At 66.9% G+C, this 15,224-nt stretch carries 16 protein-coding genes; 7 read left to right on the top strand and 9 right to left on the bottom strand.

The genetic code is table 11. The annotated features are described in order from the left end of the window. The first annotated feature begins 322 nt into the window (after positions 1-322). The gene (hpnR, locus tag VMJ11_RS10540; RefSeq protein WP_325619361.1) at positions 323-1,867 is read left to right on the top strand and encodes a hopanoid C-3 methylase HpnR; all 1,545 of its coding nucleotides are present in this window, start codon (positions 323-325) and stop codon (positions 1,865-1,867) included. Positions 1,868-2,083: 216 nt separating this feature from the next. Here hpnR and VMJ11_RS10535 read toward each other — a convergent pair whose 3' ends face one another. The 5 genes from VMJ11_RS10535 to VMJ11_RS10515 form a co-directional block, all read right to left on the bottom strand. Beyond that, positions 2,084-2,848 carry a DUF4410 domain-containing protein gene (locus tag VMJ11_RS10535; RefSeq protein WP_325619360.1) on the bottom strand — a complete coding sequence of 255 codons (765 nt, stop codon included), beginning with the start codon at positions 2,846-2,848 and terminating at the stop codon, positions 2,084-2,086. A gap of 216 nt (positions 2,849-3,064) precedes the next feature. After that, positions 3,065-4,447, bottom strand: a complete 1,383-nt coding sequence (locus VMJ11_RS10530; protein WP_325619359.1) for an ATP-binding protein — start codon at positions 4,445-4,447, stop codon at positions 3,065-3,067. After that, entirely contained in the window at positions 4,447-5,160 is a 714-nt protein-coding gene (locus VMJ11_RS10525; RefSeq protein ID WP_325619358.1) for a response regulator, read from the bottom strand. Before VMJ11_RS10525 ends, VMJ11_RS10530 begins: the two co-directional genes overlap by 1 nt. Before the next feature lie 16 nt (positions 5,161-5,176). Beyond that, complete coding sequence (locus VMJ11_RS10520; RefSeq protein WP_325619357.1) at positions 5,177-5,509, bottom strand: EF-hand domain-containing protein; 333 nt, start codon at positions 5,507-5,509, stop codon at positions 5,177-5,179. Between the two features lie 112 nt (positions 5,510-5,621). Next, positions 5,622-6,593 (bottom strand): hypothetical protein, encoded by a 972-nt coding sequence (locus VMJ11_RS10515; RefSeq protein ID WP_325619356.1) that lies wholly within the window; start codon positions 6,591-6,593, stop codon positions 5,622-5,624. 332 nt (positions 6,594-6,925) lie between these two features. On the opposite strand from VMJ11_RS10515, the gene VMJ11_RS10510 reads away from it, so the two are divergent. Beyond that, positions 6,926-7,837 carry a sterol desaturase family protein gene (locus VMJ11_RS10510; protein ID WP_325619355.1) on the top strand — a complete coding sequence of 304 codons (912 nt, stop codon included), beginning with the start codon at positions 6,926-6,928 and terminating at the stop codon, positions 7,835-7,837. Between the two features lie 127 nt (positions 7,838-7,964). Next, entirely contained in the window at positions 7,965-8,675 is a 711-nt protein-coding gene (locus VMJ11_RS10505; RefSeq protein ID WP_325619354.1) for an SDR family NAD(P)-dependent oxidoreductase, read from the top strand. 68 nt (positions 8,676-8,743) lie between these two features. On the opposite strand, the gene VMJ11_RS10500 is transcribed toward VMJ11_RS10505, so the two are convergent. From VMJ11_RS10500 to VMJ11_RS10490, 3 genes are all read right to left on the bottom strand, one after another. Continuing rightward, complete coding sequence (locus VMJ11_RS10500; RefSeq protein ID WP_325619353.1) at positions 8,744-9,085, bottom strand: hypothetical protein; 342 nt, start codon at positions 9,083-9,085, stop codon at positions 8,744-8,746. A gap of 535 nt (positions 9,086-9,620) precedes the next feature. Continuing rightward, positions 9,621-10,283, bottom strand: coding sequence for a response regulator transcription factor (locus tag VMJ11_RS10495; RefSeq protein WP_325619352.1), 663 nt, complete (start codon positions 10,281-10,283; stop codon positions 9,621-9,623). Positions 10,284-10,483: 200 nt separating this feature from the next. Continuing rightward, on the bottom strand, positions 10,484-10,939 hold the full coding sequence (locus VMJ11_RS10490) for a hypothetical protein (RefSeq protein ID WP_325619351.1): 456 nt from the start codon (positions 10,937-10,939) through the stop codon (positions 10,484-10,486). Positions 10,940-11,352: 413 nt separating this feature from the next. Between VMJ11_RS10490 and VMJ11_RS10485 the strand changes: the two genes are divergently transcribed. Both VMJ11_RS10485 and VMJ11_RS10480 read left to right on the top strand, forming a co-directional pair. After that, positions 11,353-11,943: a BPSL1445 family SYLF domain-containing lipoprotein gene (locus VMJ11_RS10485; protein WP_325619350.1), complete on the top strand. Its 591-nt coding sequence runs from the start codon at positions 11,353-11,355 to the stop codon at positions 11,941-11,943. Positions 11,944-11,961: 18 nt separating this feature from the next. Further along, positions 11,962-12,414 (top strand): thioesterase family protein, encoded by a 453-nt coding sequence (locus VMJ11_RS10480; protein ID WP_325619349.1) that lies wholly within the window; start codon positions 11,962-11,964, stop codon positions 12,412-12,414. A gap of 54 nt (positions 12,415-12,468) precedes the next feature. On the opposite strand, the gene surE is transcribed toward VMJ11_RS10480, so the two are convergent. Further along, positions 12,469-13,257, bottom strand: a complete 789-nt coding sequence (gene surE / locus VMJ11_RS10475) for a 5'/3'-nucleotidase SurE (RefSeq protein ID WP_325619348.1) — start codon at positions 13,255-13,257, stop codon at positions 12,469-12,471. A 274-nt stretch (positions 13,258-13,531) separates the two neighbouring features. On the opposite strand from surE, the gene ydiK reads away from it, so the two are divergent. Both ydiK and VMJ11_RS10465 read left to right on the top strand, forming a co-directional pair. Continuing rightward, positions 13,532-14,629, top strand: coding sequence for an AI-2E family transporter YdiK (gene ydiK / locus VMJ11_RS10470; protein ID WP_325619347.1), 1,098 nt, complete (start codon positions 13,532-13,534; stop codon positions 14,627-14,629). Positions 14,630-14,801: 172 nt separating this feature from the next. Continuing rightward, positions 14,802-15,224 (top strand): Clp protease N-terminal domain-containing protein (locus VMJ11_RS10465; RefSeq protein ID WP_325619346.1); only part of this gene is annotated, 423 nt, incomplete at its 3' end.

Below are 15,224 nucleotides of genomic sequence, written 5' to 3'. Positions count from 1 at the left end.
ACGCAGCAGCGGCGATGCGCGAACGCGCGTAGACTCGCACGAAGCAGCAGCATCAAGGCGCGATGCTCGCGCCGCCCCCCGGCGCACGCCAGCAGCGCCGCGCATTCCCGGCGAGTGCCGCGCAAGTGGTAACGGCGTGACCCGCTTGATACCCAGTTACCCGGTTGCGCGCGCATGCGGCAACGAGCGTGAACGAGCGTGAGCGTCCGGCCCAGTGCGCCGGCCGGCCAGCGAAGAGGAGAGTTGCGCAAGCCGCGCGCCTTTTCGCATGGTGGACGGCCCAGGCATTGTCGCGCGGGCAGGCGTCTCGCAAGGAGGCTTCATGAGATTGCTTGCTGTCCACCCGAGCGGTTTGATGTATACGCGCGTATTCCTGCGGCTCGAACCACTGGGTCTCGAATCGGTCGCGGGCACGGCGCGCGATGCGGGCCACGAAGTAAGGCTCGTCGATCTGCAGGTTCACACGCACCGCGACCTCATGCGCGTGGTGCGCAACTGGCGGCCCGAGGCGCTGTGCTTTTCGGGCAACTATCTGGCGAACATTCCCGAGATCATCGACCTTTCGAAGGCCGTCAAGGCCGCGCTGCCGTCGTGCTTCGTGTTCGTGGGCGGCCATAGCGTGTCGTTCACCGCGCACGATGTGTTGCGTCATGCCGAAGGCGCGATCGACTGCGTGCTGCGCGGCGAGGGCGAAGCTTCGGTGAATGCGTTGCTCGAAGCAGCCGGACGCGGCGACAATCTGCTCGCGGTGCCCGGCGTCGTGACGACACACGGTTCGGGCCCGCCACCGCGCTTCGTCGAGGATCTCGACCCCGTGCGCCCCGCGCGCGACCTGCTGCGTCACCGGCGCAAGTATTTCATCGGCACGCTCGATCCGTGTGCCTCCATCGAATTCGCGCGCGGCTGCCCGTGGGACTGCACGTTCTGCAGTGCCTGGACGTTCTATGGCCGCAGCTATCGCACGCGCAGTCCCGAAGTCGTCGTGGACGAACTGGCCGCGCTGCGCGAGCCAGGCGTGTTCATCGTCGACGACGTTGCGTTCGTGCACGCCGAGCATGGCATGGCGATCGGCGAGGCGATCAAACGGCGCGGCATCAAGAAGCGCTACTACCTGGAAACGCGTGGCGATGTACTTCTGCGCAACAAGGAGGTGTTCCGCCTGTGGCAGTCCATCGGGCTCAAGTACATGTTCCTCGGCGTCGAAGCGATCGACGAGGAGGGCCTCAAGGCATTTCGCAAACGCATCAGCCTCGACCGCAATTTCGAGGCGCTCGAGTTCGCGCGCTCGCTCGGCATCACGGTTGCGATCAACCTGATTGCCGACCCCGACTGGGACCGCGCGCGCTTCGAAACGATCCGCAAGTGGTGCCTGGAGATTCCCGAGATCGTCAATATCAGCGTGAACACGCCGTATCCGGGCACGGAGAACTGGCAGCGCGAGGCGCGCCGTCTCACGAGCCTCGACTACCGGCTTTACGACATCCAGCACGCCGTGGTGCCAACGAAACTCCCGCTGCCGGAGTTCTACGAGGAACTCGTGCGCACGCAGCAGGTGCTCAACCGCAAGCATCTGGGCTGGACCGCGCTGCGCGGCGCTGCCGGTCAGGCTGCGCGCCTCCTGCTGCGCGGTCAGACCAATTTCGTGCGGATGCTGTGGCGCTTCGACTCGGTGTTCGACCCGCGCCTGCAGATGGCCGATCACGCGCGCAATGTGCAATACGAAATGACGCCGCCGCCGGCCGCGACCGGCGCGCCGCAGATCGATATGAAAACCGTCTACATTCATGGCCCGACCGGCCGCAAGGGCCGCAAGATCGACGACGCCACGGAGACGTTCGTCGACGAGACGCGCATGGGTCTCGGCTGAGCGCGGCGAGAGGGAAGCAAGGCGTTTTCCATTGTTCCGCGCTGAAGTCGTTCTACGAAAGCCTGGATTCGTGCAACTGCTTCAATCCAGGCATTGGGCAACACGTTGAAGATCGCTCACTATCGCTAGCCGCAGGTGCGGTAAACGAAAGACGGCGGCGGTATCGAACCGCCGCCGCGCTGCGCCGCATCGCGTTGCGCGAGCCAGCCGCGCGCTTCAGCTCTTCGTCGCCATCGTCACCCAGCCGTTCTGCGTGCTGACCTGTGCGACCTGCTTCGCGATCGAGCGGGCCAGCTTGCCGGCATCCGACGAGAGCGTGTCGTGCTTCGCCTCCGAAGCGCCGTGCAAGCCGCCGCCCACCGCAGCGGCCGTCGCCACATGGCCGGCCGCCGCGCCCACGCCCGCCGTCTCCGCCATGCCCGGCATATGGCCGCTGTCCGCTTTCGCCTCGAAGCTCAAGAGAGGCTGCGGCGCGCCGTTGGCAGGCTGGAACAGCACCGCAACCGTCGCGCCGACTTCGCTCTTGCCCGCGCCGAGGCCGATCAGCATGCGGCGGCGATGGCTACCGGCGTCGATCGTATCGATGCGGCCTTCCACGATGAGCGCGTCGCGGCCAGCGGGCGCGGGGCCGTCCATGCGTACGGCGGGCAGGCCCATTTTCTGCAGATCGCTCACGAGCTGGTCGGCGAGACGCTCGCGCGTTTGCAGTGCGGCTTGCTGTTGCTGCTGGGCCGATGTTTCGCCGCTCGCCATCGTCTTGAGCTTTTGCATCATGCCGGAGTTATCGAGCTGCACCTGATCGGCGGCCGCGTCGAACGCGTAGACGTAGATCACATCGGCGTGCAGTTGCGGCAGCGGGCCGTTCGTTTGCACGGCAGTCGTGGCCGACGCGCAGCCGCTGGCGAATAGCGCGCCCGCGAGAAACACGGTGCCCGCTACGCGTTTGGCCTTGTTGACGAGAAAGTTGATGAGGGTTTGCATGTCGGTGTCCGTTGCCTGAAGGAAGTTGTCCGGATGACTGAGCGAAGTCAATGAGTCGGGTCTGCCGATACTCGCAAATCATTCAGGATGGCGAACTATCGACCGTGGTGCTTCGGCGTCTGCGTTCCGGTTTGCTTCGTTCCGTAGCGCAGTGCTCAGGCGCAAGTATGGGGGGAGGGGCGCACGAAATCCACGCGTGAATTATGTCGATTCATGTCATGTGCGCGGCGCCCGCGGCGTGCCGGCCCGGTTCAGCGGCAGCCGCACGACGGCTTCGAGGCCGCCGCCTTCGCGGTCGCGAAACACGAGCGAGCCGCCGTGCAGCCGGGCGATCCGGTCGACGATGGCGAGCCCGAGACCCGAGCCGCCCGAATGCGTACGTGCGTTCGCACCACGGGTGAACGGCGATTTGAGGCGCTCCAGTTCCTCGGCGCGTATGCCGTTGCCGCGGTCGCAGACAGCCACGCAGGCGGTGTCGCCATCGCGCCACGTGCGGATCTCGAGGCCGGTGCGGCCATAGTTCACGGCGTTCTGCATGAGATTCATCAGCAGACGCATAACAGCGATGGGCCGGAATTCGAACGCCGGCAACTCGCCCTCGTCGAACGCGAACTCGTGCCCGAGCCCGGCGAAATCGGCGACAAGCTGGCCCGCGAGCGCGTTGAGGTCGCCCGGCTGCGGTGCTTCGCGCTCGCCGCTGCCCGCGTAGTCCATGAACTGCTGGAGGATCGTATCGATCTGGTCGAGATAGCTCTCTGAGGAAGCCACGAGCGCGTCGTTGCTGCCGCGCGGCAATGCCATTGCGATCGCGAGGCGCAGTTTCGTGAGCGGCGTGCGGATGTCGTGCGAGACGCCGGCCAGCATCAGCGCGCGCGTTGCCTCGGCCTGCTGCAACGCCTCGGTCATCTGATTGAAAGCGTGGCTCACCTGGGCGATTTCGGTCGGGCCGTCGGTGGGCAGCGCAGGGGGCTTTTCGCCGGCGCTCAAGCGCCGCGCCGCGCGCGCGAGTTCGCGCAGCGGCTGGTTGAGGTGGCGTTGCAGCAGATATCCGGTCAACGCCGCGAGCAACGCCAGCGCCGCGCAAAGGATCAACGCGGTGGTTATGCCGCTTGCGCGCGCATCCGCGGTCATGGGCAGTGCGATCCACACGGGCTCGCCCGCCGCGTGGACGCGGATCCAGAGGCGCTCCTGCGCGGCTTCGCCGTTCGCCGCGGGCACGAGTTCGTCGTGGCTCGCGTCCCAGCGCACCAGCAAGTCGGCGGGCAAATGGCGCTGGAGCGATTCGACGAACACGTCGCGCTGCCACGTGCGGAAAAAGCCCACGAGGCTCGGGTGCGTTTCGCCGGGCGTGTCAGGAGGCGGCGCCGCGCGCGCGTCGAGGCGCGCGGCCGTCGCGCGGCCTTCGGCGGGCGGCATGGCCGCGAGCGTGGTGTCGAGCAGCGTCACGTAGTCGGCGAAGATGATCGACGCGCGCTCGATGCGCGGGCGCTGCACGAAATGCAGCAGGACGCTGAGCGAGCACAGTTGCGAGAGCGCGACCAGCGCCACCAGCAGTGCGATGTTGCGCGAGAGCAGCGAGCGCGGAAGCCCGAGCCGCATTACGGTTCGACGCCGGCCACCAGCATGTAGCCGATGCCCCAGACGGTCTTGATGAAGCGCGGCTTCGCGGGATCGTCCTCGACGATCTGGCGCAGGCGCAGGATCTGCACGTCCACGCTGCGGTCGAGCGCGCTGTGATCGCGCCCGCGCGCGCGGGCGAGCAGGTTTTCGCGGCTCACGGCGCGGTTGGGCGAGGAGCCGAGCGCATGGAGCAGCAGCATCTGCGCCGAGTGGACCTCGACGGGCGCGCCGTCGCGGTAGAGCGTCTGCTTGCCCACGTCGAAGCTGAAGTCGCCGAAGCGCAGCATTTGCGATGTGACCGTGGGTTCGCTCGCGGCCATCTTCTGGCGACGCAGCAGCGCGCGGATGCGCGCGACCAGCTCGTCGGGAAGAAACGGCTTGGCGAGGTAGTCGTCCGCGCCGGTTTCGAGCCCGATCACCTTGTCGGCCGCGTCGCCCTTCGCGGTGAGCATGAGGATCGGCAGCGTGTGGCCTTCGGCGCGCAGGCGCCGGCACACCGTGAGGCCGTCCTCGGGCTCCATCATCAGATCGAGCACGAGCAGGTCGTAGGGCTCGCGCTGGAGCAGGCGGTCGAGCCGCTTGCCGTCGGCCACCGCGCGCACCTCGAACCCGTGCACCGTGAGGAAGCGCTGCAGCATGTTGCGCAGCTCGGCTTCGTCGTCGAGCACGATGATCCTGTTTGCCTGCTCCATTGGACGCCTCCGGCGTTCATCGGGCTGCTGCGCGCGCTCGCATGAAGTCCTCGATCTGCGCGAGGGTGACGAAGCCGGAGTTTTGCGTGTCGATTTCGTCGAAGTGCTGCGCGACCATCGGCATGCCCGCCTGCGCCTGTTCGCGCGTGAGCTTGCCGTCGTGCGTCGTGTTCGCGGCGGCGAAACGGCCGGGTACCTGCGCCATCATGCGCTCGACGCGTGCGCCGCCGCTCGTGGTGCTTGTGCTGCTCGTGCCGGTCCCCGCGCCGGGCAAGGCCTGGGCCGATGCCGTCACCGAAACTGCTGCTGCAACGATACACAAAACGAGGGCTGCGATCATCTTCTTCATGGTGTTCTCCGTGGGTTGGCCGGCGTAGCATGCCGGCCGGTTGATAAAGCGAGTGAGATCAGGGGAAGCGAGGGGCCGGTGCGGCTCATGCTGCGCTGCCGCCCGTAGTGGTTCATGCCCAGTGGCCGGGCACCCACACGTTGCCGACCCAATGGCCGGGAACCCAGACGGCGGGACGCGGCGCGATATATACGGCACGCGGCAGCGGCCCGCCCACATAGACGACCTTGGGCGGCGGCGGCGCCACGTAGATGACCTTCGGCGCGGGCGGTGCGACATAGACGGTTTTCGGCGGCGGGGGCGCGACATAAACCGTCTTCGGTGCCGCGGGCGCTACGTACACCGTCTTCGGCGCGGGCGGCGGCGGTGCCACGTAGACGGTGGTGGCGGGCGGCGGCGGCGCCACCACCACCGGCGCGGGCACGGGAGCGGGCACCACCGCGACGGTCGCGCCCACGGCCGTGACCGTGCCGCCGGTTGCGACCGTGCTGCCGTGCACGACAGTCGTGCCGCCGCTCGTGGTCACCACGCCGGTGCCGACGCCCGTGGCGCTGCCCGAGTGGGTGACGGTGCCGCCCTGCGTGCCCGTCACGGTGCCCGAGCGCGTGCAGGTGTAGCCGGCGCAGGCCGTCGATGCCGAATGGCCGTAGGTGTTGCCGTTGCCGGTCGTGACGGTGCCCGACGACGAGTACTGGCCAGGCGCCGTGCGCGTTACGCTGCCCGATGTCGTCGCGCTGCGGCCGTCGGAGCCATCGAGCGAGCCGGTGTGCGAGCAGGTGCCATTTGCGCAGCTCGTGTCGCCCGAATGCTGGACGGTGCGGCCGTTCGGGCCGGTGGCCGTGCCGCTGTTGCTGAACTGGCCCGGCGCGGTGCGCGTGACGGAACCCGTGTTGGTCGCGACGCCGCCCCAGGGGCCGACCACGCCGCCTGCGTGCGAGCAGGTGCCCCCGCCACAGGAGCCGTAATGCGCGCCGTTGTACGTGCCGTGCGGCGTGTACGCCGTGCCGTGGCCGGACCAGCCGGCAAAGGCGGGGGCGCTGGCGAAGCCGATGAGCGCGGCGGCGACGAGGGGGAGCGTTTTCATCAGATGTCCTTGCGGTTCGTTTCGGGGGCACGCCGTGGCGTGTCAGCGGGACGAACTATAGGGCGGTCCTTTCCCCAAGTCGCGTGATGAAAGATGTCGCGGTGTTACACGGCCCGCGGCCTCTGCCGCCGCCGCTGCGCGCGCGCCGCACGGCGAACGGGCTGCGGCACTTCACGCATGGGGCCGCGTGACACATCACGACATACTTTGCGCGTGGTTTTTCCGTCGGCGCGCCACTACAGTGCCCCTCATCCGACGCGAAGCCAGTCTTTCTCCGTGCAAAACGCGTCCTCGTTCACCGCGCACGCCGCGCCATTTGCATACGGTCCATCATGCTCACGACAGGAAAAATCGCGCTTTACGTCACACTGTTCATCGTTGCCGTCTCGCTGATCGAGGCGTGCGTCCTCACCCTCAGAAAGCGCAGGGAATCGGAGGCGGCTTTCGATTGGTCTGAAGTTTGGCTTTCGCTCGCGGACCTCGTGGGACGCAAGCTCTTCGCACTCCTGCCGCTCTCGCTCGCCACGCCCATCTTCGATTTCGCCTGGGAGCACCGGCTCTTCACGCTGAAGATGGACAGCATCGCGCTTGCGCTGTTCATCTTCGTCGGTCAGGAGTTCTGCTATTACTGGTATCACCGCGCGTCGCACCGCATCCGCTTCTTCTGGGCGACGCACGCCGTGCATCATTCGCCGAACCAGTTGACGCTTTCGTCCGCATACCGGCTCGGCTGGACCGGCAAGCTCACCGGCCCCGCCATGTTCTTCGCGCCGCTCGTGTGGCTCGGCGTGCGTCCCGAAGTGGTGCTCGCCATCCTCTCGTTCAACCTGCTCTATCAGTTCTGGCTGCACAACACGTGGATTCCGAAGCTCGGCTGGCTCGAGTACGTGTTCAACACGCCGTCGAACCATCGCGTGCATCACGCTTCGAACGTCGATTATCTCGATGCCAATTATGGTGGAGTCCTTATCGTTTTCGATCACCTGTTCGGCACCTACATCGAAGAGCGCGCCGACGAGCCGTGCCGATTCGGTCTCGTCACGCCCACGCGCTCGCGCAATCCTTTCGTCGTGGAGCTGGAGCACTGGGCGACGCTTGCGCGCGATGTCTTCACGGCGAAAGACGTCTGGACGGCACTGCGCTACGTTTTCCTGCCGCCGGGCTGGCGTGCGGACGGCGGCGGCGAAACCACCGAGAACCTGCGCAAGCAGCGTGCGCTCGCAGCGGTGCGCACGGATGCCTGAGCGGGGCGTGCGCCGGAGGTTGATGGAAGACCCCGGCTCGCGTAACGTGGCGCCAGCGGCGCGCCCACTGGTCGGCAACGAGTGCTGGGCGCGCGCATCGAAACCAGGTTAGCGAAGGAAGATGAGCATGGAAAACGGGATGAACGGCAAAGTGGTCGCGGTAACGGGCGGCTTCGGCAGCCTTGGCATGGCGACGGCGCAACTGCTGGCCGAACGCGGCGCACGCGTGGCGCTGATCGGCCGAGGCGCCGCGCCGGAGTCGGCGGCGCTGCCCGCCGCACTCGCGGGTGCGCTGTACCTGGGTGGCGTCGATCTCGTGGACGCGCAGGCCGCGCAGGCGGCCTTGGGCACGCTGAACGATCGCCTCGGCGGCCTCGATGCGCTCGTCAACGCGGCGGGTGCGTTTCGCTGGGAGACCATCGGCGAGGGCGACGCGCGCACGTGGGACCTGATGTTCGACCTGAACGTGAAGACGGCGCTCAATGCTTCGAAGGCCGCGCTGCCTTACCTGCTGAAGAGGGGCGCGGGCCGCGTCGTCAATATCGGCGCGGGCGCGGGGCTCAAGGCAGGGCTCGGCATGGGCGCTTATTCGGCCTCGAAGGCGGGCGTGGCGCGCTTGACGGAGGCACTTGCGGAGGAGGTCAAGGACAAGGGCGTGACCGTCAATGCGATTCTGCCGAGCATCATCGACACGCCGCAGAATCGCGCCGACATGCCGGACGCCGATTTCACGCGCTGGGTGCAGCCGCGCGAGATCGCAGCGGTGATTGCGTTCCTGCTAGGCGCAGAAGCGCAAGCGATTACGGGGGCGCTGATTCCGGTGAGTGGTCGCGTGTAAGCGCGGCGCCGCGTATGACGCCGCAGATTGAGCGGCCGGCGTAGCGGAACGGGAACGGGAACGGCGCACTAGCGCCCGTGGCCGCCGTGCCCCATGCCCATGCCGCCGCCTTCCCACGTGCCGCCGCCTCCGCCGCCGTGCCAGCCTCCGCCGCCATGCCAGCCACCGCCATGGCCGCCGTGCCACCCGCCATGGTAGTGGCCGCCGCCGCCCCAGATGGCGATGCCGCCATAGCCGACGCCGAAATAGCCGGGATAGTAGCCATACCCGTAGGCGTACGGGTAGCCGTAGTAATAGGGATAGGGCGAGCCGTAGCCATAGTCGTAGTAGCCGGGGTAGCCCGGATACGGCGCGACTGCGCAGCCAGCGAGGACTGCTGCCGCCCCTAATGCCGAAATGAGCCGCAACACGATGATCTCCGCAGATAAACCTTTGAGACCGGATGGCATGGCCGGGTTCAGGCGGAATTGTGTCCGCAGATTACCGCGGCGCGAGCGCGCCTGCAGGCGTCGGGAAGACAACGGCCTCGTCGCGCGCCCGAACAACCGGACTGCAATTTGCGGCGCAAGTCAGCGCAAACACGATACCGGGCATTACGAGGCCGGCTTTCGAGGCGCGCAGCGGCGGCGCGGCGCGCTCGAGTGGCGTCGCACCCGGCATGCCGGGCGCGAAGGTTGTGGCGCTTGCTCCGTTGCGGCGCGCGCGCCGGCGTATCCACCGCATCGCGAAGCCGCCCCTCACCGCGAGCGCGGCGAAGCCACGCGAACCTGGCGCCTGGATATCAGGATTGCGAAACATCGTGCGCCATGCCGCGCTCGCGAATGGCTTCTATCTTCCAGGCGCGAGACGAAGCCAGCGACGCGATCTATCCGATACGAACCGGGAGTCGCGCGCTTCGCCGGGCGCGGTGTGGCCGAAGGCATGCGGTCGGGCCGGCGCGCGGCATCACGCGAATCCGTGCTCGCTGGCGTAACGGATCAGGTCGGCGTTCGATTCAAGGTGCAGCTTGCGCATGGCCGCGCGCTTTTGCGTGGCGACGGTCGTTACCGATCGGTTCAGCCGCTTCGAGATTTCGGTCACGCTCAGGCCGAGCGCGAATAGCCGCACCACGTCGAGTTCACGCGGCGAGAGCGGCTGGTCGCGCTGAAAATCGGTGGAGGTCGAGCCTTCCTTCGCCAGGCGTTCGGCAATGCGCGTGGAAAGCGCTGTGCCAGATTCTGTCAGCGCGCGGCGACAAACTTCGCCAAGCATGGGAATCGGCTCGTCCTTGCCGATCAGGCCAGCCACGCCGAGCCGCGCGAGCTCGTGCAGGATGCCGCCATTGGTCAGCATCGTGAACACGACTACAGGCGTGTCGGGACAAAGCCGGCGCAACCGGCCGACGAGCCGCAGGCCGTCCTCGTCTTCGAGGCCGCCTTGCATCGAGAAGTCGGTGACGATCAGCTCGCACTCGGTGTCGCGCAAGGCGTCGATCAGGCGCGCGCCGCTGTCGGCCTGCGCGACGACCTTGAAGCCCGGCATGGTATTGAGGTAGTCGCTGATCGCAGTCAGGACGACCGGGTGGTCGTCGGCCACCACGATCCGCACGTCTCGCATTGCATTCGTCATGGGCTTGAGTGCGTCGACTGAATTCGGAGAATCTGGGGGCGATTCTTGTGGAACGTGCCTTTAGCGCTTTTGTTTTCCTGACATTATCTGGGTCATTATATGTCAGGGTCTGCTGATCTATGTAAGATTCAACGCGCGCATTGTGAGCGCAGATTTCGCCGCTTTTCGCCACTAATGCGCCGATTACCGCACAGATGCACTCAGGCGACGCCGGCGTGGTCGCTCGTGGCCGGTGTCGAAACGGCACAGTTGGCGTAGAAGCACGACACCGTGAATCGAGCTTGCGCGCCGGTGGGTGTGGCGCAGGCCTGGCTGCACGTGCGCGTCGTCATTTGCACGAAACGCAGCGGCACGGCGCGTTTCGCTTCGAGGGGCTCGACAGCGCGCGGGGCGGCTGGTTGTGACTCATTCGCCCGCATCGAGCTCGCCAAATAGAAGGCCAGCGACCATAGGCCCATCGCGCTAGCCAGTGCGGCGGCTGTGGCCGACAGCCAGTACGTGCGGGCGGGCAGGTGCCACAAAAGCAGCAGCAAGGCGACAAAGCCGACGTAGAAGCCCGGGATCAGATAGATGCCGACACGGCTCACGCGATCGCAGGCGCGCGAAAGCGCCGTGCTTTGTAGCTGCGGCGGCCGCTGCGGGGGGCGGGTGGTCATGGCGGCTCTCTTCGGGGCATGGGATCAGGATTGCGGCGACATCTGTTACGGCAGGCGCGCCGGGACAAACGCCAATTTTGTGGTGGGGGAAGTCACGCCGATATAGAACGATTTCGAAAAGCAAGGCGATGTTGCATTGCGTCGAGATACCGCCAGATGGGACCGCCGCGCCCCGGCGTTGCGAACTCGATGCCCGATGCACGGTCCTATACCCCCGAGGATGAGCGGTCATGGCACGCCGGTGCCGGCAGACGGGCCGGTGAACGGCGCCGGCCAGCGCGAATGCGTGCGCTGCCGCCGGTTTGCCTCGGCAGCGGCCATGCACGCTATCCTGTAGCGCCTTGCGCGCGGTCCTCGGCAGATGGCCAGGCCGGCGCGGGTAATCGAAGCCACAATTCCACAGGAACAGCACAATGCGCCGACGTCAATTTCTTCTCAGCTCCAGTGCCGCCCTCGCCGCGGGCGGTTTCGCGCTGTCCGGCTGCACGACGACCCCGTTCGGCACACAGGACAGCGCCGCGCAAAACGCGGCGAAGCGCAATTCGATCGACGCGGGCGTCGACGCCACGCTCTCGCGCCTCTACGGCACGGTCAACGGGTCGCGCGAACTGATCTCGAAGTCGAGCGGCGTGCTGGTCTTTCCTCAGGTGTTGGCGGCGGGCTTCTGGATTGGCGGCCAGTACGGCACCGGCGCGCTACGCGTGGACGGCCGCACGACCGGCTACTACAGCACGGTGGCGGGCTCGTTCGGCCTGCAGATCGGCGCGCAGTCGAAGGCCATCATCTTCGCGTTCATGAATCAGCAGGCGCTAGACAACTTCACGCGCAGCCAGGGCTGGTCGGCGGGCGCGGACGCCACGGTCGCGCTCGTCACGGTGGGTGCGAACGGCAATGTCGATACCTCGACCGCCATGAGTCCCATCGAGGCGTTCGTGCTGACCAACGCGGGCCTGATGGCAGGGGTGTCGCTCGAGGGCGTGAAGGTGTCGCGGCTCGTGATCTGACGACGCGTGAGAACAGGAATGAACGGAGACATCCGCATGGCGATGCCCACCTACCGGCGCAAGCACAAGATCCACTTCTCAGAGTGCGATCCCGCCGGCATCGTGTTCTATCCGCAGTATTTCGTTCTCTTTAACGATCTCATCGAGTCGTGGTTCGACGAAATGCTGCCCGAGGAGGGCTATCACGGCGTGATCGGTGGCCGGCGTGTCGGCATGCCGACCGTGCGGCTCGAGGTCGATTTCAAGGCGGTCAGCAAGATGGGCGACGAGGTCTGGCTCGCGATCGATGTCGAGCGGCTCGGCGAGAAATCGCTCACGCTCGCGTGGGCGTGCACGGGTGCCGACGGCGTGCTGCGCATGGCAGCGCACCAGACGATCGTGACGACCTCGCTCGACACTCACCAATCGATCGGCATTCCTGATGATATTCGCGTGGCGATCGAAAATGCCATCGCGGCCGCCCGCGAGTAGGGGCGCGTAATGGTTGAGTGATGGTGAGCGATGGCGAACAATGCCGGGTGATGCTCAGGCGCCGCCGTCAAGCGCCGCCTGCAGCGTGTCAAACGTCTTTTCGTCGGTGCGCTCGAATTGCAGCGGCGTGACGGACACGCGGCCGGAATTCACCACGGCCGTTTCGCTGTCGGGCCCGTTCTCGCGCGGGCCGCGATTGAAGCGCAGCCAGTGATAATCCATGCCGCGCGGGTCGATCTGCGGCACGACGTCGATCCCCTGCACGAGCCCGACGCCCTGGCGCGTGACCGTGAGCGGTCCGGCCGCGCTCGCGTCGATATCGGGGAAATTCACGTTCAGGCAGACTGGGGCGTCATGCGCGACTGCGGCAAGGCGCCGGATGACACCCGGCGCGAGCGCGCGGGCGGTGTCCCAGCGCACACGCTCGCGGTCCCGGAAGGTCTGGCTCAGCGCGATCGAGGGCAGGCCGAGCAGCAGGCCGGTCATGGCGGCGCCCACCGTGCCCGAGAACATCGTCTCGACGCCGAGGTTGCCGCCCCGGTTGATGCCCGAGAGCACGAGCGAGGGGCGCACGTCGCCCATCAGCTGGCGCACTGCCATCACCACGCAATCGCCCGGCGTGCCGAGCACGCCGAAACGCCGCTCGCCGCGACGGCTCACGCGCAACGGCGTGTGCAGGCTGATCGAGTGCGAGGTGCCGCTCTGGTCGTGTTCCGGGGCGACGACCCACACTTCATGCGCGAGCTCGGCGGCGACGGCTTCGAGCACGGCGAGGCCGGGCGCGTCGATGCCGTCGTCGTTGGTCAGGAGCACGCAGGGCAGTTTCGTTTCGGTTGCGGACATGGCAGGCTCTTCGTCGTTACAAGGTCGGAGAAGCCGTCATTATTCCAGAGTGCGGCACGAGGCGCTTGCGCGCCCCGCCGTGCATTCGGTTAAGAATGCGAATGAATCTTGCCGTGCCGGGCGATATGGCGGCACGGCGTGCGTAAAGGAAGCGGTCAGCCGTGCCGCGTATGGGCTGCTTTGGGGGCATCCCATTTACAGGGGATTCGGAGCGTATCCGATATAGACTAGCGCGTTGGCGCCATGATGCGCGCCCCGCCGCAAGGAGACGCACGTGAAGCCGCAACCCACGCCGGACCTCGCCCGCATCCTGTTCGTCGTTGCGATACTGTGCGCGCTGACGATCGGCACCCTCTATGTGATGCGCCCGTTCATCCCCGGGCTGATCTGGGCCACGACCATCGTGGTCGCGACCTGGCCCGCCATGATTGGCATCGAGCGGCGCTGTGGCAACCGCCGCTGGCTCGCCACGCTCGTGATGCTGGTGATCCTCCTCTTCGTGATCGTCCTGCCGCTCTATGAAGCCATTTCGACGCTCGCGCTGCACGGCGGCGAGATCATGGACGTGATCCGCAAGCTGCCCGACTATGCGTTGATGCCGCCACCGGACTGGGTCCATGAAATTCCCGTGATCGGCGCGCGCATCGTCGGCAAATGGCAGGAGTTCTCCGACGCCGGTCCCGGTGGCCTGCTCGCGCAGCTCGAGCCCTACGTTTCGATCGTGGCGCACTGGTTGATCGCCCACGCGGCCTCGGTCGGCGTGTTCGTCATACACATGGTCATCACCATCATCATCACGGTCATTCTCTATAGCCAGGGCGAGCAGGCCGCCGACTATGTCACGCGGTTCGCCGTTCGAGTCACGCCCGCGTATGGCGAGCAGGCCGTCAAGCTTGCCGGCGCTTCGGTTCGCGCCGTGGCCCTTGGCATCGTCGTCACGGCGGTTCTCCAGTCGGCGCTCGGCGGCATCGGCCTGTGGGTGGCCGGGGTGCCGGGTGCCGGCGTGCTCACGGCCGTGATGCTCATGTTCTGCCTCGCGCAGATCGGCCCGACCCTGCCGCTGCTCGGCGGCGTGATCTGGCTCTTCGTGCACGACGCGCACGTCGCGGGCATCCTGCTCGCGGTGTGGTCCGTGATGGTCGCCATGCTCGACAACCTCGTGCGCCCGGTGCTGATCCGCCGCGGCGTCAACCTGCCGATGCTGCTGATCCTCTCCGGTGTGCTCGGCGGGTTGTTCGCCTTCGGCATCGTCGGGCTCTTCATCGGGCCGGTGATCCTCGCCGTTTCGTCCACGTTGCTGAGCGCATGGATACGCGATCCGCGCTCCGATGCCGGCGGCACGGGCGAGCCGGCAGCCCGCCAAGACGCTTGAGCGGGGCCGGCAACGCGGCCCGCACGCCAGACGCCCCGTTGACGACGCGCACGTCGATTCGACGTTACGATGGCGCTTGAACTTCTCTACGACATTCGTTCGCGCAGTCAGGCGGCGCTCGTGCGTGCATGTTCCGGGCGGCCCCCAGGCGCGCAGCTTCCAGGGAGACGAAATGGCTCAGCTCAACTGCGATATTTGCGGCGTGCGTCCCGCGACGGTGCGGGTTGCCGTGTTGCAGGACGGCAGACGGCGTTTTCTCGATGTCTGCGATTATCACTACGCGCAGCTCACGCGGCATCAGCGCACCCTGAGCCCGCTGGAGGCGCTGTTTCGCGCTTCGCAACAGGCGGGCGGCGCGGCGGGCGAACCTGCTCCGCAGGCCATGGAAGCGGGCGACGGCGCGATCGTCGAACGCTATTTCAGCGACGTGGCGCGCGAATTGCTGCAGCGCGCAGCCGAACGCGCAGTGCAGTTCGGGCGCCGCGAGGTCGATACCGAACATCTGCTTTACGAACTCGCGGGCAACGACGCCGGCGCGGCGATCCTCAAGCGCCTCGGCATTCAGCCCGACGACGTTCGCGCATTCATCGACGCC

Source organism: Paraburkholderia sp., assembly GCF_035501035.1.
In the GTDB taxonomy this organism is placed as follows: Bacteria; Pseudomonadota; Gammaproteobacteria; order Burkholderiales; family Burkholderiaceae; genus Paraburkholderia.
Note: the sequence above shows the minus strand (reverse complement) of the source record. Positions and strands in the feature narration are given on the sequence as shown.